This is a genomic window from Nonomuraea fuscirosea, assembly GCF_003001935.1.
Classification (GTDB): domain Bacteria; phylum Actinomycetota; class Actinomycetes; order Streptosporangiales; family Streptosporangiaceae; genus Nonomuraea; species Nonomuraea fuscirosea.
Window position 1 is genome coordinate 302,559 of record NZ_PVNG01000002.1, and the last position, 20,542, is coordinate 323,100.

A 20,542-nucleotide genomic window follows, 5' to 3' on the forward strand; every position below is an offset into this window, starting at 1 on the left:
CACTAACCGAGCGGTACCGATCCGATCACATCATGCCATCAAGCTGGCCTTTTAGATCGGTACGGGCAGTCCCAAGGCCGATACCGACTACCCTTGAAAATGCCATGACTGTGACTCAGGAGGGCGCCCGCACCTACGAAGTGCGCACATACGGGTGCCAGATGAACGTCCACGACTCCGAGCGGCTGTCAGGCCTGCTGGAGGACGCCGGCTACGTGGCCGCTCCCGACGGGGAGGCGGCCGACGTGGTCGTGTTCAACACGTGCGCCGTGCGGGAGAACGCCGACAACCGCCTCTACGGCAACCTCGGCCACCTCAGACCGGCCAAGGTGAGCAATCCGCGCATGCAGATCGCCGTCGGCGGCTGCCTGGCGCAGAAGGACCAGGGCGAGATCGTCCGCAAGGCGCCGTGGGTCGACGTCGTGTTCGGCACGCACAACATCGGCTCGCTGCCGGTGCTGCTGGAGCGGGCCCGCGTCGAGGGCGAGGCGCAGGTCGAGCTGAAGGAGTCGCTCGAGGTCTTCCCCTCGACGCTGCCCACCAAGCGCGAGTCCGCCTACGCCGCCTGGGTGTCGGTCTCGGTCGGCTGCAACAACACCTGCACGTTCTGCATCGTGCCGTCGCTGCGCGGCAAGGAGAAGGACCGCCGCCCCGGCGACGTCCTCGCCGAGGTCAGGACGCTGGTGGAGCAGGGCGTGCTGGAGGTCACCCTGCTGGGCCAGAACGTCAACACCTACGGCGTGGAGTTCGGCGACCGGCTGGCCTTCGGCAAGCTGCTGCGCGCCTGCGGCGACATCGACGGGCTCGAACGGGTCCGCTTCACCTCGCCGCACCCCGCCGCGTTCACCGACGACGTGATCGCCGCGATGGCGGAGACGCCCAACGTCATGCACCAGCTGCACATGCCGCTGCAGTCGGGCTCCGACCGGGTGCTGCGGGCGATGCGGCGCTCCTACCGGGCCGAGCGCTACCTCGGCATCATCGAGCGCGTACGCGCCGCGATGCCCGACGCGGCCATCTCCACCGACATCATCGTCGGCTTCCCCGGCGAGACCGAGGAGGACTTCCAGGCGACCCTCGACGTCGTCCGGCAGAGCCGCTTCGCCAACGCCTTCACCTTCCAGTACTCCATCCGCCCCGGCACTCCGGCGGCCACGATGGCGGACCAGGTGCCCAAGGAGGTCGTCCAGGAGCGTTACGAGCGGCTGGTGGCGCTGCAGGAGGAGATCTCGTGGGAGGAGAACAAGAAGCAGGTCGGGCGGACGCTCGAGGTGCTGGTGGCCGAGGGCGAGGGGCGTAAGGACGAAGTCACCCGCCGGCTGTCGGGGCGCGCGGCGGACAACCGGCTCGTGCACTTCGCGGTGGGTGAGGAGACGCCGCGGCCCGGTGACATGGTGACGGTCGAGGTGACGTACGCGGCGCCGCACCACCTGGTGGCCGACGGGGCCGTGCTGGGGCTGCGGCGGACCAGGGCGGGCGACGCCTGGGAGGCCCGCCAGGGCGGCGGGAGCGCCGCCGGCGGCTCGGGAGTGCTGCTCGGCATGCCCACCGTCGGCCGCCCCGCACCGCTGCCGACCTCGTCAGGTGCCTGCTCGGCGCACTGACCACCCGCGCTGCCACTTGCCCCGTTCGGCGCACCGGCCGCGGTCGGCGGCTCGCGTCAGGGCTGGGCTCGTTCGGCGCACGGCTTACGGCTGCTTCCAGGGCGGCCCCGGATCATCCGGGGCCGCCCTTCGCCGTGCGGGGAGGCCGTGCGGGGGGTCAGTGCGTGAGGCGGTTGAGCATGTCGTAGCAGGGGCGGCGGCGGAAGTCGTGCATGGTGGCGCAGGGGTCGGGGCCCGCGCGGCCCGGCGGCGCCGGCCGGGACGGCGGACGGGACGGTGGCGGTGCGAGCGGCCGTGATGACGGGGGCGGAGCCGGGCTGGTCACCAGGGGCGGCGCGGTGGGGCCGCCGGGTGCCGGATGTTCCTCAGGGGGCACCTGCGGGGTGGCGCGCGGGGCGGGGCGTCCTCTCGGGGGCCGTTCACCGTCGCGACCCGGCCGGTGCGGGCGGGTGTCCCCGGCTGTGGGCGAGGCCGGCGGGCCGGCCGTCGCCGAGGGGAGGAGCGGCAGGTCCGTGCCCACGGGCGGCAGGTTCACGCCCACAGGCGGGAGATTCGTCCCCCAGGGCGGCAGGCTCGCGTACGGGGGCGGGACGGTCTCGATCCACGGAGGCGTCAGCGGCCCGAGCATGACGTCGGCGGGCTGGGCCGTGGGGAATTGGAGCGTTCCAGCCATGGGCGCCACCGACGGTGGAATGACGGTCGCCGTGGGTGGCGTGTTCGATGCCGAGAGTGGTATCGATCTTGGGGAAAGCGGGGTTTCCTGATCCATTTCCTGAGGTGTTTGCGGTGACGGTTCCTTACTGTTAGTGAATGCCAGGAATATCCCCAGCGCCGCTGTGACGAGTACCCCCGCGGCTCCGGCCACGGGTGCCAGGTTGGCGCGGCTACCTGGGCTAATGGATCTAAGGGGGGACAAGTCGTGATTCCTTTGTGATTGTTGTGCGAGCATTCCGTCGTTGCGGCTAGTGTGGTCCATCACCCGCGGAAGCCGGCGAGCTTTCCCCGATACGACCGCAGGGAGCTGTAACGCCATGCAAGATCCGATCGAGGCGGATCGCCAGGAGATCCTCACCGGGCCGGGAGACACCCGCCTGGAAAACAGGGCCTCGGGAAACAGACGACCGAAGCAGAAGAGCAACAAATCCCTTCTCATCGCCGGTTCGGCGCTCATCGCCGTGCTCGTGGCCGGTGGCGCCGGCTACATGCTGGCCTCGAACCCCGGCGGGAGCGCCCAGCAGGGCGGCGGCAACCCCGCGACCTCTCAGAGCGCTGAGGCGAACGAGGATCCCGCCGGAGACGACGACGCCACGGCGGGCGACGTCACCGCCGACTCTCCCGAGGACGACCGTACCGGCGACGCTCCCGAGGACGACGGCAGCATGGGCGACGTCGCGGCCGGGGTCCCGGACGGCGGCGACCAGGCCGATACGGGAGACACGACGGGCGGCACGGGCAGCGACTCCGCCAAGACCGGCACCAGCAAGAAGCCCGCGACGACGGCGCCCACCAAGTCGCCGCAGTCCTCGGGCCGCGGCACCCCCTCCGACGCAGGCAGCCCGGCCGACGGCCCCGGCGGCCTCGTCCCCGGCCAGTGCTCGAAGAGCGGCTGCTGAGCACGTCCTGACGACGGGCCTGACGTTGCACGGCGGGTGGGCTCATGATGACAGGGACCTGACGGCGGGTGGCAAGGAACCCTTCGTGACGGCGGGGTCCGAAGTGGCTTGCCGTTTATGAGGTGTACTGGTACTTCGGGGAAGCCAGCGTTGTCCGTAGGGTCGGAGTATGACGACTGACGACGCGTCCGAGCTGCGTGCCCTGCACGTGCCCGGAAACCCTTTGGTGCTGCCCAACGTCTGGGACGCCGCCTCCGCCCGCGCCGTGCAGGCGGCCGGGTTCCCCGCGGTCGCCACCGGCAGCGCCGCGGTCGCGCGGGTGCTCGGTTACGAGGACGGTGAGCGTACGCCCGTCGGGGAGATGATGGCGGCCATCGCCCGGGTGGTCAGGGCCGTGGACCGGCCCGTCACGGCGGACGTCGAGCGCGGGTACGGACTCAAGCCCGCCGAGCTGGCCGAGCGGCTGCTCGCGACCGGGGCCGTGGGCTGCAACCTGGAGGACTCCCTGCCTGGCGGCGGCGAGATGGTGGATCCGGACGAGCAGGCCGCGTTCCTGGCCGAGGTGCGGGCGGCGGCCGGCGACGGGCTGGTGATCAACGCGCGGGTGGATCTCTACCTGCGCAGGCGGGCGACGCGCGAGGAGGCGCTGGAACGCGGGCGGCGCTACCTGGAGGCGGGGGCCGACTGCGTGTACCCGATCGGGCTGACCGACGCGGACGAGATCCGGGCCCTGGTCGACGGTCTGGGCGGGCCGGTCAACGTGCTGTTCAGGCCGGGGGTCACCGGGCTGGGCGCGCTGGCCGGGCTGGGGGTGGCCAGGATCAGCTTCGGCAGCGGCCTGCACCAGGCGTCCCAGACGTACACGGAGAGCCTGCTCGCCGAGATACACGCGGGCCGCGACCCCTTCTGACGGCGAGGACCGCGACCGTACGACGCCAGGCGTCGCGCCCAAGGGCCGCGACCCCTACTGACGGCAGGGCCGCGACCGTACGACGCCAGGCGTCGCGCCCCAGGGCCGCGTACCGACGGCAGGGGCCGTGCCGGGCGGCAGAGGGGGCGGACGTACGCTTGCGCTCGTGCTTGTCGCCGCGGCCGTGTGCCCGCTCACCCCGCTGGTCGTCCTGGGGATGCCCGACCTCCGCTCCGCCTGCCACACCGCGATCGCCACACTGCGCGACGCGCGGCCCGACGCGCTGATCGTGGTGGGCGGCGCGCCGGCCACCGGCGCGTACGACGGCGACGCCGCGGGCAGCCTGCGCCCCTGGGGCCCGGACCTCGCGGCGGGCCGGGGCGAGCCGGTGCTGCCGCTGTCGCTGACCGTCGCCCGCCTGCTGCTGGGGGAGCACGCCCCCGACTCCTTCCAGTCGGTGGCCTGGGACGCCCCGGGCGAGGACTGCGCGAAGCTCGGCGCGCGACTGGCCGAGCGCGCGGGCAGGGTGGCGCTGCTGGTCATGGCCGACGGCTCGGCCTGCCTGAGCCCGAAGGCCCCGGGCAGGTACGACGAGGCGGCCGGCCCCTGCAACGACCGCATCGCCCAGGCCATCGACGGAGGCGGCCCCGCACCCTTGGCCGCCCTCGATCCTGAGGAGGCCGACAGGCTGTGGGTGAGCGGCCGGGCCGCCTTCCAGGTGCTGGCTGGCGCGGCGGACGGGCGGGAGTTCGCGGGCCGGCTGCTGATGGCGACGGCCCCGTACGGGGTCGGCTATCTCGTCGGGACGTGGACGGCCTGACGCTTCGGCACCGGGATCCGCATCAGGTCGCGGGCCGTCACCACCTCGCCGTCGAAGTTGCGCCGCACCTCCGCGACGAAGCGGGGCTCGTCGTCGAAGCCGTACCGTTCGGAGAAGTGCGTGAGCACCAGCCTGCGCGCCCCCGCGTCCGCCGCCACCACCCCGGCCTCGAACGCCGTCAGGTGCCCGTACTCCTTGGCCAGCGCGCTCTCCGCCGACAGGAACGTGGACTCGATCACCAGCAGGTCGACCCCGTAGGCCAGCTCGAAGACCGCGTCGCAGAGCCGGGTGTCCATGATGAACGCCACGCTCTGCCCCGGCTTGGGGACGCTGCACTCGGCCAGCGTGACGCCGCGCACGGAGCCGGTGCGCTGGAGCTCGCCGATGTCGGGGCCGCGGATGCCGTGGGCGGCCAGCTTGTCGGGCAGCATGCGGCGGCCGGGCGGCTCCTGGACGCGGTAGCCGTACGACTCGACGGGGTGGGACAGGCGGCGCGCGATGAGCGGGCCGACGCCGGAGAGGTCGCCGGTGAGCGGATGTTCGGCGATGACCGGGGTGTCGGCGAACGCGGCGGCGTGGCGGAGCCGGCGCCAGTAGGTCTGGCCGGAGGCGGGGAAGACGGCGCGCACCGGATGGCGTACTTTGTCGCGTGCGATGCGCTGGACGACGCCGGGGACGCCCAGGCAGTGGTCGCCGTGGAAGTGGGTCACGCAGAGCCAGTGGACGTCGTTGGCGCTCAGGCCGGCGTGCACCATCTGCCGCTGCGTGCCCTCGCCCGGATCGAACAGGAAGCCCTGGCCGTCCCAGCGCAGCAGGTAGCCGTTGTGGTTACGGTGTCGGGTAGGAACGGCGCTGGACGTGCCCAGCACCACGAGCTCACGTGAGGACATGATGACCGCCAACGAGGAGACGGTCGCCTTCGCCGAGGTGGAGACGCCGGTGGGGCCATTCGTGCTGGCCGTCACCGAGACCGGGCTCGTCGCGTCGGGCTGGGGCTCCCGCGCCCTGGTGGCCGGCCGGCTCGACCTGGCTGAGGTTCATGATGCGGATCGTACGGCCTTCGCCGTCGCCGAGCTGAATGCTTATTTCGCCGGTGAGCTGAAGCGGTTCGAGACGCCGATCGACTGGCGGCTGATGTCCGGCTCGCGGCTGCGGGTGCTGCGCGCCCTGCACGGGATCCCGTACGGGAGCGCCGTCACCTACGGCGAGCTGGCCACGCTCAGCGGCTCCAGCGTGCCCGCCCGCGGCATCGGCTCGATCATGGGCTCCAACCCGATCCCCATCGTGGTGCCCTGCCACCGGGTCGTCGCGGCGGGCAACGGGCTGGGCGGCTTCAGCGGCGGTGAGGGCGTGGAGACCAAGCGGTGGCTGCTGACCCACGAGGGTTATCTGCAGCCGACGCTGCTCGATCTCTAGCAGACTTGTCGCCGTGCGCCAGCAGCCAGTCATCGCCGTCGTGGGTCCCACGGCCGCAGGAAAGTCCGATCTCGCCGTCGACCTCGCCCTCCGGCTGGGCGGCGAGTGCGTCAACGCCGACTCCATGCAGCTCTACCGGGGCATGGACATCGGCACGGCCAAGCTCACCGAGGCCGAGCGGCGGGGGGTCCCGCACCATCTGCTGGACATCTGGGACGTGACGGTCACGGCCAGCGTGGCCGAATACCAGAAGCTGGCCAGGGCCGTCTTCGACGCCGTCGAGGTGCCGGTGCTGGTCGGCGGAAGCGGCCTGTACGTACGCGCCGCCATCGACGAGCTGGAGTTCCCCGGCACGGACCCGGAGATCAGGGCGAGGCTGGAGGAGGAGCTGGCCGAGCGCGGCCCCGCCCCCCTCTACGAGCGCCTGCGCGAGCGTGACCCGGCCGCCGCGGCGGCCATCCTGGCCAGCAACGGCCGGCGCATCGTGCGCGCGCTGGAGGTGATCGAGCTGTCCGGCCGCCCGTTCTCGGCCACCATGCCGTCCTACGACGCCGTCTACCCGAGTGTGCAGATCGGGCTGGAGGTGCCCAGGCCGGTGCTGGACGAGCGGATCGAGCTCAGGGTCGCCCGGATGTGGCAGGCGGGGCTGGTCGACGAGGTGCGGGCGCTGCTCGGCCAGGGGCTGGCCGAGGGGCGCACGGCCGGGCGGGCGCTGGGTTACGCGCAGGTCATCCGCTTTCTCACCGGCGAGTGGAGCGAGGAGCAGGCGATGACCGAGACGGTCAGGCTGACCAGGCGCTTCGCCCGGCGGCAGGAGTCGTGGTTCCGCAGGGACCCGCGGGTGCGCTGGCTGCCGTACGACGCCCCCGGCATCCTTGAGCGATCTCTGGCGCTAATAAACTCTTAGCATGCGCTTTCTCAAGGGGCACGGCACCGAGAACGATTTCGTCATCCTGCCTGATCCCGACGGGGTGGTCGACGTGTCGGCCACACTCGTCGCCAGGATCTGCGACAGGAGAGCCGGCCTCGGCGCCGACGGGGTGCTCCGGGTGATGCGCACGAAGCAGAGCGACGAGGTCGCCGACCAGGCCGCGGCCGCCGAGTGGTTCATGGACTACCGCAACGCCGACGGCAGCATGGCGGAGATGTGCGGCAACGGCGTGCGGGTGTTCGCCCGCTACCTGATCGACACCGGCGCCGTGAGCGCCCAGGAGTTCGAGATCGCGACGCGGGGCGGCCTGCGGCGGATCCGCGTCGAGCCGAACGGCGACATCACGGTCGACATGGGCAAGCCCGTGGTCTCCGGCGAGAGCGTGGCCTCCGTGGGCGGCCAGGAATACACCGGGCTCCGCGTCGACATGGGCAACCCCCACCTGGCCTGCGCCATCGGCGACCCCGTCGTCCAGCTCGACCTCACCCACCAGCCGGGCTTCGACACCGGCGTCTTCCCCGCCGGGGTCAACATCGAGCTGTTCAACCCGGTCGGCACCAGCCGCGCGGTCATGCGCGTCTTCGAGCGCGGCTCCGGCGAGACCCGCTCCTGCGGCACCGGCGCGGTGGCCACCGCCGTGGCCGCGGCCAACCTGTCGGGCGACACGACCGGCACGTGGACGATCGAGGTGCTGGGCGGCACGCTGACGGTGACCCTCGACGAGGAGACCAGTTATCTGTCCGGTCCCGCGGCCATCGTCGCCAGCGGCGAACTCATGCTTGCAGAATGATGTTCTGGTAGGGGATGCTGGGTTCACTTCACGGACTGAGGGGTGGACATGGCTGACCCACGCACCACCGCGGCAGAGGTCAAGACGCCGATCGGCCGGCTCGGCGGCGGTTTCATGATCTCCAGAGAGGCCAAGGCGCTCTGCGAGGAGCACGGCCTCGCCCCGCGTGAGCTCTACTTCAGGGGCCGCTGCGGCGTCCTCGGCGAGTGCGAGGCCGACGTCGTCACCTCGGTCGCCGTCTTCTTCCCCTCCCAGCACGTCGAGCCGAACTGGAACGGCGGCCGCAAGCTCGCGGCCGAGCACGCCGTCGAGCTCTACGCGCAGGCGTGCCAGGCGTGGGGCCGGCGCAACCTGGGCGGTTACGACGGCTGTGCCAGGATCGCCGAGCTGCTGCAGCCGGTCGTCGAGCGGGCCTCGTCCGTGGGCGCGCCGCTGTTCGCGGGGTGGCGGGCCGTCCCGCTGCCCGGTGACCCGCCGGCCAGGGCCGCCCAGCTCATGCACGTCGTACGCGAGCTGCGCGGCGGTCTGCACGCCAACGCCGTGATCGCGGCAGGGCTGCACCCGCTGGACGCCACCCTGGCCGCCGACCACCGCGGCGCCCCGCTCGGGAAGTCGGCCGGCGAGGCGATCGCCAGGTTCTTCGAGTGGCCGGAGCCGTACGCCACGCCCGGCCCGGAACTGCTCGCCCGCCGCGCCGCCGTCGAGGAGAAGACGGACGAACTCATGGCGCCCGCGTTTTCGGTCCTCACCGACGGCGAATCGGACGAGCTGATCGAGCTTCTGCGTTTTGGGGACGCTCGTTGACCTGGCAGACTGACTCCCCATGGACGTGGACATCTGGGCCTGGGTCGGCGATACCCAGCAGCAGCTTTCCGAGGCGGGCAACGTTGGCCTCGCCATGGCGCTGGGAGACCTCCCCGCACAGGCCTATGAGGGCCGATATCCGCAGCTCGACGTGATGGCCCCGGCCATCGCGCAGCAGGCCGAGACCCTGGAGCTGCCCTGGCTCGAGTTCTACGCCCGCTACTGGCACCTGGTCGGCCGGATCGGCGACCGGGCCCAGGGGGCGGTGGCCCTGGCCGACGTGGAGCAGCTGCTCGCGTTCGCCCAGCGCGAAGACGTGCGTGACTGCCCCGCCACCCCGGCCGCCGTCGAGGCGCTGGCCATCGTGTGGGCCAACACCGACGGCCCCGGTTACGCGTCCCAGCGCCTGGAGACGCTGGCCGCCGCGCTCGAGGGCATGAGCCCCGAGCGGCCCGGCTTCACCGGCCTGATCACCCAGTACGTCGCCGCGCTGGTCGACGCGGGCAAGCCGGGCGAGGCCGTCACCTACGCCGAGTCCGCCGTCGAGCGGCTGGGGACGGCCGGGCGCGAGGCCAGCTGGGAGCTGGGCGCGGAGAGCGCCCGCGCGCTGCTGGCCGCCGGCCGCGCGGAGGACGCGCTGACCGCGCTCCAGGCCGCGGCCGGGTTCCAGGCCGACGACCCGGTGGCCAAGGAGCACCGCGACGGCGTGCGCCGGGCGCTCATCCTGGCCACCCTCGGCCGCACCGCCGAGGCCGTCGACGCCCTGCCCGACCTCGACGTGGTGGGCGACCACCCGCGCGTGTGGGTCGAGTGGGCCCACGCCGTCAACAAGCTGGCGAGCTCCGCGCAGATCACCAACACCTGGCAGCTCGGCCGCGTCCTGCGCCAGTGGACCGACTACTTCGGCATGATGGGCGGCTACCGCGCCCGGGTCGATCTGGCCCTGGTCGCGGGCGAGCTGGCCATCGCCAGGCAGGGCGTCTGGCAGGCCAGGCTGCTGGCCGACGTGGCCGAGTCCGGCACCGCCGAGCTGCGCGAGACCGGCGACCTGGCCGAGCGGATCGCCGCGCTGCGGACCGCCGCCGAGGCCGCCACCGAGCCCACGCCGCCGGGTCCGCCGGCCGAGCGGGTCGGCCTGTTCGACGCCGCCGACGGCTTCAACGCCGACCCGGAGAAGTGGGTGGGCTGGCTCGCGCCGCTGTCCGGCGAGGACATCGAGGCGACCCGCCGCCACACCACCACGCTGGGCTTCCTCGGCTACCCCGCCACCGGCGCCGACATCTACTGGAAGCTGCTCGTCGACACCGGCGACATCTCCACCGCCGACCCCGAGGACGTGGCCTACCTGACCACGCTGCTCATCGAGGCCCGCCAGGACGAGCGGCTGGAGCAGATGGCCGGGCTGCTGCCCCACGCGGCGCAATACCTCGCGCTGGCCCGGCTGCACAGCGCCCGCGAGCGCTGGCAGGAGACGGTCGAGGCAGGCGAGCACGCCCTCGCGGCCGGGGCCGGGCTCGACGCCCGCCGCCTGCTGTCCGGCGCGGCCCAGCAGCTCGACCAGAACGCCAGGGCCGCCGAGGTGCTGCTGGAGGTGCTCGACGAGCTGGCCGAGGAGGACGTCTGGCGCATGATCGTCATGGCCACCTCGGCCGAGGACTGGGAGACCGTGCGCAAGGGCGCGGCCAAGATCGGCATGCCGGTCAAGTCCAAGGAGGGGCCGATTGAGGAGGAGATGGGCCTCATCAGGCTCATCCTGCCCGCCCCCGACGGCGGCCAGCGCCAGGTGCTGTCCATCCGCACCGGCCCCGCCACCGCCAGGCTGGCCCTGCCGCAGCCGCGCGGCATGGACTACAACGCGGGCGACCTGGTCGTGTTCGACCCGCAGCTGCTGGAGCCCGTCCCCGACGACCCGGAGGAGCAGCAGAACTTCGTGCCGCCGTTCGGCGCGGTGCGCATCCTGCGGCCCGGCGGCTACACCAGCTACTTCTTCGACGGCGCCGCGCCGAGCGAGGAGGACTGGGCCGAGTTCACCGAGGTCATGGCCGAGCGCGGCTGGCCGATGTGGGTCTACAGCGACGAAAACTACACCGTCACCCACCCGACCAGCAGTGAGTCGCTGCCGGGCGTCTTCGGCTGGGTCGCGGTGCCGCCCGACGTGTCGCCCAACGAGGTCGACGCGCTGCTCGACGACGCCACCGAGCGGTGGGTGCATCCGCTGGCCTGGCTCGACCTGGCCCGCGAGATCGACGTCGAGGTCGAGCGGCACGAGCGCATCGTCAAGGAATACGGCCTGTAACATCCGCTGCCGCCGGGCCGGCCGGGGGTTCGTGCGGCGACGGCCGGGTCACCGGCCTCGTCGGACGATCGCCCGCCGGGGCGGGGTTTCGTTCCGAGAGGCGAGGTGTGACGTGCTGGAGCGCTTCCGGCTCGACGGCAAGGTGGCGATCGTCACCGGGGCCTCCTCCGGCCTCGGCGTGGCCTTCGCCCGGGGTCTGGCGGAGGCGGGCGCCGACGTGGTGATCGGCGCCCGGCGGGCGGAGCGGCTGGAGGAGACGCGCAAGCTGGTCGAGGAGACCGGCCGCGCGTGCCTGGCCGTCCAGACCGACGTGGCCCGGCCGGAAGACTGCGACCGGCTGGTGGCCGCGGCCGTCGAGGGCCTGGGCCGGGTCGACGTGCTGATCAACAACGCCGGCGTCGGTACGGCCGTGCCCGCGCTGCGCGAGACGCCCGAGGAGTTCCGCCAGGTCGTCGACGTCAACCTGCACGGCACCTACTGGATGGCGCAGGCGTGCGCGCGGGTCATGCGGCCCGGCTCGTCGATCGTCAACATCGGCAGCGTGCTGGGCGAGACCACCGCCGGGCTGCCGCAGGCCGCCTACAGCGCCTCGAAGGCGGCGGTCAACGGGCTCACCCGCGACCTGGCCCAGCAGTGGACGGGGCGGCGCGGCATCCGGGTCAACTGCCTGGAGCCGGGCTTCTTCGCCTCGGAGATGACCGAGCAGTACCCGCCCGGCTACCTGGAGCGGATGACGGAGCAGCGGGTGGTCATGGGGCGGCCGGGGGATCCGGCCGAGCTGGTGGCGGCCGCGGTGTTCCTGGCCGGTGACGCGGCCTCGTACATCACCGGGGTGACGCTGGCGGTGGACGGCGGGATCCTGATCACCTAGCCCGGCCCATGGCGGACCGCGGGAGCGCCGCTCGTGGCGGGCGGCGGGAGGCTGATCGCTCAGTCGAGCAGGTCGTGCTGGGCGGCCAGGAAGCCGGCGTGGAAGCGGGTCCTGGCGCCCAGGCGTTCGCACAGCACCTGGACGCGGCGCTGGACCGTGCGCGGGCTCAGCCCGAGCTGCCTGGCGATGGCGTCGTCCTTCATGCCGGCGGCCAGCAGGGTCAGCACCTCGGCGTCGGACGCCTGCGGCCACGCCTCCGGTTCGAGGGTCTCGGCCGACAGGCGCAGCGGCACGGCGGCCCGCCACAGCGTCTCGAACAGCCCCACCAGGGCGTCGAGCAGCGCCGACGGGTGCACCACGAGCGCGCTCTCCACGGCCCGGTCCTCGTCGGAGACCAGCGGCAGGATGGCGGTGCGCGCGTCGGCGATGGCCAGCTTGACGGGCACCTGCCCGAGTCTGGCCTGCTCGCCGTCGGCGATGGCGCGGCGGGTGTGGGCCAGCATGCCGGGGTGCTCGAAGGCCAGCGGGCTGTAGATGCCGCGGGTGGGCGCGCCCTGGCGGGCCGCGCGGCGGCGGTTCTCCCTGTCGTCGCTGACGTCCACCGCGTACGGCGGATGCACCAGCACCAGCATCTCCCGCGTGGCGTTGCGTTCGAGCTGGAGGTAGCGCCTGGCCACGGCGTCGCGCCCGCTGACCACCTCCAGCACCTCCTCGGGGTGCGGCCCGCCGCGGTCTGCGACCTCGGTGGCCAGCAGCGCGGCGGCGGCACGGCTGTGGGTGAGCTCCTCCTGGCGGCGCGCGACGAGGATGTCGATGGCGACGTTCGGGGGAGTGGCGACCAGCCGCAGCGGCCGTCCGGCGACCCGGGAGATCAGCCCGAGGTCTTCGAGCCGGGGCAGCATCCGGCGGATGGCGGCGGCGGAGGTGCCGGTCTCGGCGGCGAGCTCGCTCAGCGTGGCGGGCCCGTGCCTGAGCAGGGCCCGGTACGAGTTCTCCTCGGCGACGGTGACGCCGAGCCCTTCGAGTAAGCGCCGCTGCGCCATGTCACCTCTTTCCTGACCTGCCATGATCCGAATAAAGAGTATGGGGGTCGTCCCCGGCGGTGAAGGGGCCCTTGTTCGGGAGGACGCTGGGATCTATGTTCGTTGCGTAGTCCGGGACATGTTGCGCATTAAGGAACAACCGGAGGCGTCATGAGTCGGCCCCGTCTGGTGATCGTGGGGGCGGGCATCGTCGGCTGCGCTCTCGCCGACGAGCTCACTGAGCGGGGGTGGACCGACGTCACCGTGCTCGAACAGGGCCCCCTCTTCGCCGCCGGCGGCTCCAGCTCCCACGCGCCCGGCCTGGTCTTCCAGACCAACCCGTCGAAGACCATGACCGAGTTCGCCGCCTACACCGTGCGCAAGTACACCGAACTGGGCGAGCACTGCTTCCGCCAGGTCGGCGGCCTGGAGGTGGCCACCACCCCGGAACGCCGGCACGACCTGCACCGCAAGCACGGCTGGGCCGAGTCGTGGGGCGTCGAGGCGCGCCTGCTCGACACCGCCGAGTGCCTGGAGCTGTGGCCGTCGCTCGACCCCGGCAAGGTGCTCGGCGGGTTCCACGTGCCGGGCGACGGGCTCGCGGCGGCGGTCGCGTGCGGGCAGACGCAGGCGGAACGGGCCATGGAACGCGGGGCCAGGTTCCTGCCCGGGCACACCGTGGTCGGCGTCGAGCAGCGCGGCGGCCGGGTCACCGGGGTCGCGGTGGCGAGCGGTGGCGAGTACCGTACGATCCCGGCCGACGTGGTGGTGTGCGCGGCCGGCTTCTGGGGCCCCTCGATCGGGAAGATGGCCGGACTGAGCGTGCCGCTGCTGCCCCTGGCCCACCAGTACGCCAAGTCGGGCCCGCTGAAACTGGGCGAGGAGGGCCCGATCCTGCGGCACCAGGACCGCGACCTGTACTTCCGCCGGCACGGCGACCGCATCGGCATCGGCTCCTACGCCCACCGCCCCATGCCGGTCACCCAGGACGAGATCGGCCCCAGGTCCACCACGATGCCGTCGGTGCAGGCGTTCACCGAGGAGGACTTCGACCCCGCCTGGCGCGACGCGGTCGAGCTGCTGCCCGTGCTGGCCGAGTCCAAGTACGAGGACGGCATCAACGGGATCTTCTCCTTCACCCCCGACGGCTTCCCGCTGATCGGCGAGGCGCCGCACCTCGACGGGTTCTGGCTGGCCGAGGCGGTCTGGGTGACGCACTCGGCCGGGGTGGCGCGGGCGCTGGCCGAGGTGCTGGTGGACGGGCACTCCCGGATCGACCTGCACGAGTGCGAGCTCAACCGGTTCGAGCAGGCCCAGCTCTCGCCCGCGTTCGTCGAGGAGCGCGGCAGGCAGAACTTCGTCGAGGTCTACGACATCATCCATCCGCTGCAGCCGATGGAGTCGCCCCGGCCGCTGCGGACCAGCCCGTTCCATCCGCGGCAGCAGGAGCTCGGCGCCTTCTTCCTGGAGGGGGCGGGGTGGGAGCGGCCGCACTGGTTCGAGGCGAACGTGCCGCTGCTGGAGGACCTGGTCCGCCGGCGCCGGGAGGAGTACGCCGAGGTGCCGGAGGAGTCGCGGAGCGCGGCCGTCGAGCCGGTGCTGGGGGCGGCGCAGCGAGACGAGTGGGCGAGCCGTTACTGGTCGCCGATCGCCGCGGCCGAGTCGTACGCCACCAGGGAGTCCGTCGCGCTCTACGACATGACCCCGCTCAAGCGGCTTGAGGTGAGCGGGCCGGGCGCGGCGGCGTTCCTGCAGCGGATGACCACCAACAACGTGGACAAGAAGCCCGGCTCCGTCACCTACACGCTGCTGCTGGACGTCAAGGGCGGCATCCGGTCCGACCTCACCGTGGCCCGGCTGGACGAGGACACGTTCCAGGTCGGCGCGAACGGCAACCTCGACCTCGACTGGCTGTCCGGGCACGCGCCGGGCGGCGTGCGGGTGCGCGACCTGACGCCCGGCACCTGCTGCGTCGGCGTGTGGGGGCCGCGGGCCAGGGAGCTGGTGCAGGGCCTGACCGACATGGACCTGTCGCACAAGGGCTTCCGCTACTTCGGCTGCAAGTCCGGATATGTCGGGCAGGTGCCAGTGCTCGCGCTGCGCGTCTCGTACGTGGGCGAGCTGGGCTGGGAGCTCTACACCACGGCCGACATGGGGCTCAAGCTCTGGGACACGCTGTGGGCGCCGGGGCTGGCCGTCGCCGCCGGCCGGGCCGCGTTCAACAGCCTGCGGCTGGAGAAGGGATACCGGCTCTGGGGCGTCGACATGACGACCGAGCACAACCCGTACGAGGCGGGGCTGGCCTTCGCGGTCAAGGACGACAAGGACTTCGTCGGCCGCGACGCCCTCACCAAGGACGTGAGCCGCAAGCTGGTGCCGCTGCTCTGCACCGAGGTCGTCCTGGGCAAGGAGCCGGTGAAGCATGCCGGACGCACGGTCGGCCACGTCACCAGCGCCGCCTACGGGCACACCGTCCAGCGCCCCATCGCCTACGCCTGGCTGCCGATCGACCTGACCGAGCCGGGGACCCACGTGGACATCTCCTACTTCGGCCGCCGCGTGCCCGCGGTGGTCGCCGCCGAGCCGCTGTACGACCCCGGGATGGAGAAGATCAGGCGTTGACCCACCCCGACTTCCTCTGGCGCAACCCCGACCCGAAGCCCGCCTACGACGTGGTGATCGTGGGCGGCGGCGGGCACGGCCTGGCCACCGCCTACTACCTGGCCAGGAACCACGGCATCACGAACGTCGCCGTCCTGGAGCGCGGCTGGCTGGCCGGCGGGAACATGGCCCGCAACACCACGATCATCCGCTCCAACTACCTGTGGGACGAGAGCGCCGCGATCTACGAGCACTCGCTGAAACTGTGGGAGGGGTTGAGCGCGGAGCTGGACTACGACCTGCAGTTCAGCCAGCGAGGGGTGCTCAACCTGGCCCACAGCCTCGGCGACGTGCGCGAGGGCAGGCGCAGGGTGAACGCCAACCGGCTCAATGGCGTGGACGCCGAGTGGCTGGACGCCGACGAGGTCAGGAAGTTCTGCCCGATCATCAACGTCTCCGGCAGCGCCCGCTACCCGGTCATGGGGGCCACCCTGCAGCGGCGCGGGGGCATCGCCAAGCACGACCACGTCGCCTGGGCGCTGGCCCGCAAGGCGGACGCGTACGGGATCGACCTCATCCAGGGATGCGAGGTCACCGGGTTCGAGCTGAGCGGCGGCCGGGTGACCGGCGTGCGGACCTCGCGCGGCCCGATCGCCGCCGGCAAGGTCGCGCTCGCGGCGGCCGGGCACACCTCGGTGCTCGCCGCGCTGGCCGGCGTCCGGCTGCCGCTGCAGTCGCACCCGCTCCAGGCGCTGGTGTCGGAGCTGCTGGAGCCGGTGCTCGACTGTGTGGTCATGTCGAACGCGGTGCACGTCTACGTCAGCCAGGCGCACAAGGGGGAGCTGGTCATGGGGGCGGGCATCGACGCGTACAACTCCTACGGGCAGCGCGGCGGCGTGCACGTGATCGAGGCGCAGATGGCGGCGGCGCTGGAGCTGTTCCCGCTGTTCGGCCGGGTACGCGTGCTGCGCACCTGGGCCGGCATCGTGGACGTCTCCCCGGACGCCTCGCCGATCATCGGCCCCACCCCCGTCGAGAACCTGTACGTCAACGCCGGCTGGGGCACCGGCGGCTTCAAGGCCACCCCGGGCGCGGGCTGGGTGTACGCCCACACGATCGCCGGGGAACGACCCCATCCGCTGGCCGAGCCGTTCGGGCTGGACCGGTTCACCACGGGGGCGCTCATCGACGAGCACGGCGCGGCGGCGGTGGCGCACTGATGCTGCTCATCGACTGCCCCCACTGCGGGCCCCGCGACGAGAACGAGTACCACTACGGCGGCCAGGCCGGCATCCCCTACCCGCTCGGCGAGACCACCGACGAGGAGTGGGCCGCCTTCGTCTTCCTGCGCGACAACCCCAAGGGCTGGTTCCGCGAGCGGTGGTTCCACGCGCACGGCTGCCGGACCTGGTTCGACGTCGAGCGGCACACCGTCACTCACGAGGTGAGGAAGGCGCGATGAGGTTCACCTTCGACGGCCGCCCCATGGAGGGCGAGCCGGGTGACACGCTGGCCGCCGCGCTCCTGCGGGGCGGGGTCCGGATCGTCGGCCGCAGCGTCGAGCTGGGCCGGCCGCGCGGCGTCTTCACCGCCGGACCCGAGGAGCCGAACGCGCTGGTCCGGGTGGGCGCCGATCCGATGCTGGCGGCCACGACCGTGGAGCTGTACGACGGGCTGGAGGCGTGGAGCCTGCGCGGCAAGGGGCGGGTGGACGTCAGCGCCGCTTCCGATGCCGGGGACGGTCGTCGCTGCGACAAGGGTTACCTGCACTGCGACGTGCTCGTGGTCGGCGGCGGGCCCGCCGGGCTGGCCGCCGCCACGGCGGCCGGGATGGCCGGCGCGCGGGTGATCCTCATGGACGACCAGCCCCGGCTGGGCGGCGACCTGCTGAACTCCAGGACGCTGCTGGACGGCCGGCCCGCGACGGACTGGGTGGACGCGCTCGACCTGCCGGGCCGGGTGCTGACCAGGACGACCGCCATCGGCTACTACGACCACAACTACGTGGTGGCCGTCGAGCGGCGGGCGCGCGGCGAGCGGCTGTGGCACGTCAGGGCGCGGCGGGTGGTGCTGGCGACCGGTGCGCACGAGCGCTCGCTCGCCTTCCCCGGCAACGACCGGCCCGGCGTCATGCTGGCCTCGGCCGCCCGCGCCTACGCCAACCGGTACGGGGTGGCGCCCTGGCGGCGGGCGGTGGTGTTCGCGTGCACGGACTCCGGCCACGAGGCGGCGCGGGACCTGGTGGCGGCCGGCGTGGAGATCGCGGAGATCGTCGATCCCCGTGTGGACGGGCAGGTGGTCACCGGCACGACGGGCGACGCGGAAGGGGTGCTGAACGGCGTCCAGGTGGGCGCGCGGCACCTCGAGGCGGACCTGCTGGCGGTGGCCGGCGGCTGGAACCCCGCCGTGCACCTGTTCAGCCAGTCGCAGGGCCGGGTCAGGTTCGACGAGGACCTCCAGGCGTTCGTCCCCGGCACGTCGGCGCAGGCGGAACGGTCGGCGGGGGCGTGCGCGGGCCGCTACGGCACCCGCGAGGCCATCGCGGACGGCTACGCGGCCGGCACCGAGGCCGCCGAGGCTACGCGATCCCGCACGGGCGCGGCAGGCGACGGCGCGGCGGGCACGGGTGTGGCGGGCACGGGTGCGGCGAGCTCCGACCCGGCGGACCGTGAGGTGGCGGATCCCGGCGCGGTGCAGCCTCGCGCGGCGGAGCCCGGTGCGGGCGGGTTGCGGGTGCCGGAGTGTGATGAGCGGCCGCTTGGCCGGCCGGCCGCGTTGTGGGTGGTCGAGGGGAGCTCGGACGAGCCCGCCTTCGCGGATCTGCACCGGGACGTCACCGTGGCCGACCTCGCCAGGGCGACCGGCGCCGGGATGCGCTCGGTGGAGCACGTCAAGCGTTACACCACCGCGGGCACCGGCGCCGACCAGGGCAAGACGTCGGGCGCGGTCGTCGTCGGCGTCATGTCGGCCCTTCTCGGCGCGGCTCCCGGCCAGGTCGGCACCACGACCTTCCGGCCGCCGTACACGCCGGTGTCCTTCGCCACCCTGGCCGGGCGTGACCGGGGCGAGCTGTCCGACCCGGTCAGGACGACCGCGATGCACGACGCGCATGTCGCCAGGGGCGCGGTGTTCGAGGACGTCGGCCAGTGGAAGCGCCCGTGGTACTTCCCGCAGGACGGCGAGCCGATGGAGGCCGCCGTGCGGCGCGAGTGCCACGCCGCCCGCACCGCCGTGGCCGCGATGGACGCCTCCACCCTCGGCAAGATCGACATCAGGGGCGCGGACGCGGGCGCGTTCCTCGACCTGATCTACACGAACCTGTACTCCACCCTCGCCGTCGGCGCCTGCCGCTACGGGCTGATGTGCGGGGCCGACGGGATGGTGTTCGACGACGGCACCACGACCCGGCTGGCCGAGGACCACTACCTCATGACCACGACCACGGGCAACGCCGCCGCCGTGCTCGACTGGCTGGAGGAGTGGCACCAGACCGAGTGGCCGGGCATGGACGTGTCGTTCACGTCGGTCACCGACCACTGGGCGACCGTGGCCGTGGCGGGGCCGCACGCCAGGCGGGTCATCGCGGCTGTCGCGCCGGAGGCGGTGGAGCTGCCGTTCATGCGGTACGCGGCCACGGACGTGCTCGGCGTGCCGGGGCGGGTGTTCAGGATCAGCTTCTCGGGCGAGCTGGCGTACGAGGTGAACGTGCCCTGGGCGTACGGGCGGGCGCTGTGGGAGGCGGTGCTGGCGGCCGGGGCGGTGCCGTACGGGACCGAGACCATGCACGTGCTGCGGGCGGAGAAGGGGTTCGCGATCGTCGGGCAGGAGACCGACGGCACCGTCACCCCGCAGGACCTCGGCATGGCGTGGATCGTCTCCCGGCGCAAGCCGGAGTTCGTCGGCCGGCGCTCGCACCTCCGCCCTGACACCGCGCGCGAGGACCGCAAGCGCCTGATCGGCCTGCTGCCCGACGATCCGGGGGCCCGGCTGGAGGAGGGCGCGCAACTCGTCGCGGCCGGGCGGCCGACGGAGGGCCCAGCGGAGGACCGGGTGGAGGGCCCAGCAGGGGACCGGGTGGAGGGCCCAGCAGAGGGCGGGGTGGAGGGCCCGGTGGAGGGCCCGGTGCCCATGCTCGGCCACGTGACCTCCGCCTATCACAGCGCGGCGCTGGGACGGACGTTCGGGCTGGCGCTGGCCAGGGGCGTCGGGCCGGGAGACCGGCTCACCGCCGTGTCCGGGGGAGTGACGCAGCCGGTGACCGTCGTGGAGCCCGTCTTCTACGACCCGGACAACGCCCGCCGCGACGGCGAGCCCTTGCCTGACGACGGCGGTCCAGCGGCGGGCGGGCGATCCCTCGGGCACTTTTCCGAGGAAGCTCGCGGGCGGCAGTCCGACGGCCGTCCGGCGCGGGTGCGGGAGGCGCGGGCCGAAAGCCCGGCGGCCGGGTTCGCCGCGCGGTTCGAGGCCGTGAGCGGGCCCGCCCTGAGCGTGCGGGAGGTGCCGTTCGAGCCGATGTGGGAGGTACGCGGGCAGGATCCGGGCGTGGGGCTGCGGCTGGGCCCGTCCTGGTGGCTGGTGTCCGGAGATATCGTGCCTCGTGATGGCTGGGTGGACGTCTCGGGCCAGCGCACGATCCTGGAGCTGACCGGCCCCCAGGCGGAGGACGTCCTGATCACCGGGTGCCCCATCGACCTGGAGACGCTCCCCGGCCACGCCCAGACCCTGCTCGGCAAGACGTCGGTCGTCCTGGAGCGGCGCGGCCCCGGCGACTACCGCGTCTACGTCAGGTCGTCCTTCACCCGATATCTCGCGCAGTGGCTGCTAGACGCTATTAGCGCGTTATAACTCTTTAATCGGGCATTAC

At 72.9% G+C, this 20,542-nt stretch carries 17 protein-coding genes; 14 read left to right on the forward strand and 3 right to left on the reverse strand.

Features of this window, described 5'->3' with window-relative positions:
* Positions 1-104: 104 nt before the first annotated feature.
* A complete protein-coding gene (gene miaB, locus B0I32_RS04935) occupies positions 105-1,604 on the forward strand; it encodes a tRNA (N6-isopentenyl adenosine(37)-C2)-methylthiotransferase MiaB (RefSeq protein ID WP_106235334.1) in 1,500 nt (499 codons plus the stop codon).
* A 157-nt stretch (positions 1,605-1,761) separates the two neighbouring features.
* On the opposite strand, the gene B0I32_RS56325 is transcribed toward miaB, so the two are convergent.
* Entirely contained in the window at positions 1,762-2,277 is a 516-nt protein-coding gene (locus tag B0I32_RS56325; protein WP_146178043.1) for a hypothetical protein, read from the reverse strand.
* Between the two features lie 358 nt (positions 2,278-2,635).
* Between B0I32_RS56325 and B0I32_RS04945 the strand changes: the two genes are divergently transcribed.
* From B0I32_RS04945 to B0I32_RS04955, 3 genes are all read left to right on the forward strand, one after another.
* The gene (locus B0I32_RS04945) at positions 2,636-3,217 is read left to right on the forward strand and encodes a hypothetical protein (RefSeq protein ID WP_106235337.1); all 582 of its coding nucleotides are present in this window, start codon (positions 2,636-2,638) and stop codon (positions 3,215-3,217) included.
* Positions 3,218-3,386: 169 nt separating this feature from the next.
* On the forward strand, positions 3,387-4,127 hold the full coding sequence (locus B0I32_RS04950; RefSeq protein WP_106235339.1) for an isocitrate lyase/PEP mutase family protein: 741 nt from the start codon (positions 3,387-3,389) through the stop codon (positions 4,125-4,127).
* Between the two features lie 166 nt (positions 4,128-4,293).
* Positions 4,294-4,947 carry a class III extradiol ring-cleavage dioxygenase family protein gene (locus tag B0I32_RS04955; protein ID WP_106235340.1) on the forward strand — a complete coding sequence of 218 codons (654 nt, stop codon included), beginning with the start codon at positions 4,294-4,296 and terminating at the stop codon, positions 4,945-4,947.
* On the opposite strand, the gene B0I32_RS04960 is transcribed toward B0I32_RS04955, so the two are convergent.
* On the reverse strand, positions 4,920-5,837 hold the full coding sequence (locus B0I32_RS04960) for a ribonuclease Z (RefSeq protein ID WP_106235342.1): 918 nt from the start codon (positions 5,835-5,837) through the stop codon (positions 4,920-4,922). The two genes, B0I32_RS04955 and B0I32_RS04960, sit on opposite strands and share 28 nt — an antisense overlap.
* Here B0I32_RS04960 and B0I32_RS04965 point away from each other — a divergent pair.
* From B0I32_RS04965 to B0I32_RS04990, 6 genes are all read left to right on the forward strand, one after another.
* Entirely contained in the window at positions 5,836-6,363 is a 528-nt protein-coding gene (locus B0I32_RS04965) for a methylated-DNA--[protein]-cysteine S-methyltransferase (RefSeq protein ID WP_219911656.1), read from the forward strand. The two genes, B0I32_RS04960 and B0I32_RS04965, sit on opposite strands and share 2 nt — an antisense overlap.
* Positions 6,364-6,376: 13 nt before the next feature.
* On the forward strand, positions 6,377-7,270 hold the full coding sequence (gene miaA, locus B0I32_RS04970) for a tRNA (adenosine(37)-N6)-dimethylallyltransferase MiaA (RefSeq protein ID WP_106235346.1): 894 nt from the start codon (positions 6,377-6,379) through the stop codon (positions 7,268-7,270).
* 1 nt (position 7,271) lies between these two features.
* Complete coding sequence (gene dapF, locus B0I32_RS04975; RefSeq protein ID WP_106235348.1) at positions 7,272-8,084, forward strand: diaminopimelate epimerase; 813 nt, start codon at positions 7,272-7,274, stop codon at positions 8,082-8,084.
* A gap of 48 nt (positions 8,085-8,132) precedes the next feature.
* Entirely contained in the window at positions 8,133-8,888 is a 756-nt protein-coding gene (locus tag B0I32_RS04980) for an SCO6745 family protein (RefSeq protein ID WP_245955589.1), read from the forward strand.
* Between the two features lie 19 nt (positions 8,889-8,907).
* Positions 8,908-11,184 carry a hypothetical protein gene (locus tag B0I32_RS04985; protein WP_106235350.1) on the forward strand — a complete coding sequence of 759 codons (2,277 nt, stop codon included), beginning with the start codon at positions 8,908-8,910 and terminating at the stop codon, positions 11,182-11,184.
* Between the two features lie 112 nt (positions 11,185-11,296).
* Positions 11,297-12,055 carry an SDR family NAD(P)-dependent oxidoreductase gene (locus B0I32_RS04990; protein ID WP_106235352.1) on the forward strand — a complete coding sequence of 253 codons (759 nt, stop codon included), beginning with the start codon at positions 11,297-11,299 and terminating at the stop codon, positions 12,053-12,055.
* 59 nt (positions 12,056-12,114) lie between these two features.
* Here the strand turns inward: B0I32_RS04990 and B0I32_RS04995 are convergent, their stop codons facing one another.
* Complete coding sequence (locus B0I32_RS04995; RefSeq protein WP_106235353.1) at positions 12,115-13,098, reverse strand: helix-turn-helix transcriptional regulator; 984 nt, start codon at positions 13,096-13,098, stop codon at positions 12,115-12,117.
* 150 nt (positions 13,099-13,248) lie between these two features.
* Here B0I32_RS04995 and B0I32_RS05000 point away from each other — a divergent pair, with 150 nt between their 5' ends.
* The 4 genes from B0I32_RS05000 to B0I32_RS05015 are packed head-to-tail and all read left to right on the forward strand — an operon-like array spanning position 13,249 to position 20,523.
* Positions 13,249-15,699: a GcvT family protein gene (locus B0I32_RS05000; RefSeq protein WP_106235355.1), complete on the forward strand. Its 2,451-nt coding sequence runs from the start codon at positions 13,249-13,251 to the stop codon at positions 15,697-15,699.
* Positions 15,696-16,898 (forward strand): sarcosine oxidase subunit beta family protein, encoded by a 1,203-nt coding sequence (locus B0I32_RS05005; protein ID WP_106235357.1) that lies wholly within the window; start codon positions 15,696-15,698, stop codon positions 16,896-16,898. Before B0I32_RS05000 ends, B0I32_RS05005 begins: the two co-directional genes overlap by 4 nt.
* Positions 16,898-17,140, forward strand: a complete 243-nt coding sequence (locus tag B0I32_RS05010; protein WP_106235359.1) for a sarcosine oxidase subunit delta — start codon at positions 16,898-16,900, stop codon at positions 17,138-17,140. Before B0I32_RS05005 ends, B0I32_RS05010 begins: the two co-directional genes overlap by 1 nt.
* Positions 17,137-20,523 (forward strand): 2Fe-2S iron-sulfur cluster-binding protein, encoded by a 3,387-nt coding sequence (locus tag B0I32_RS05015; RefSeq protein WP_106235361.1) that lies wholly within the window; start codon positions 17,137-17,139, stop codon positions 20,521-20,523. Before B0I32_RS05010 ends, B0I32_RS05015 begins: the two co-directional genes overlap by 4 nt.
* The last annotated feature ends 19 nt before the right edge of the window (positions 20,524-20,542 follow it).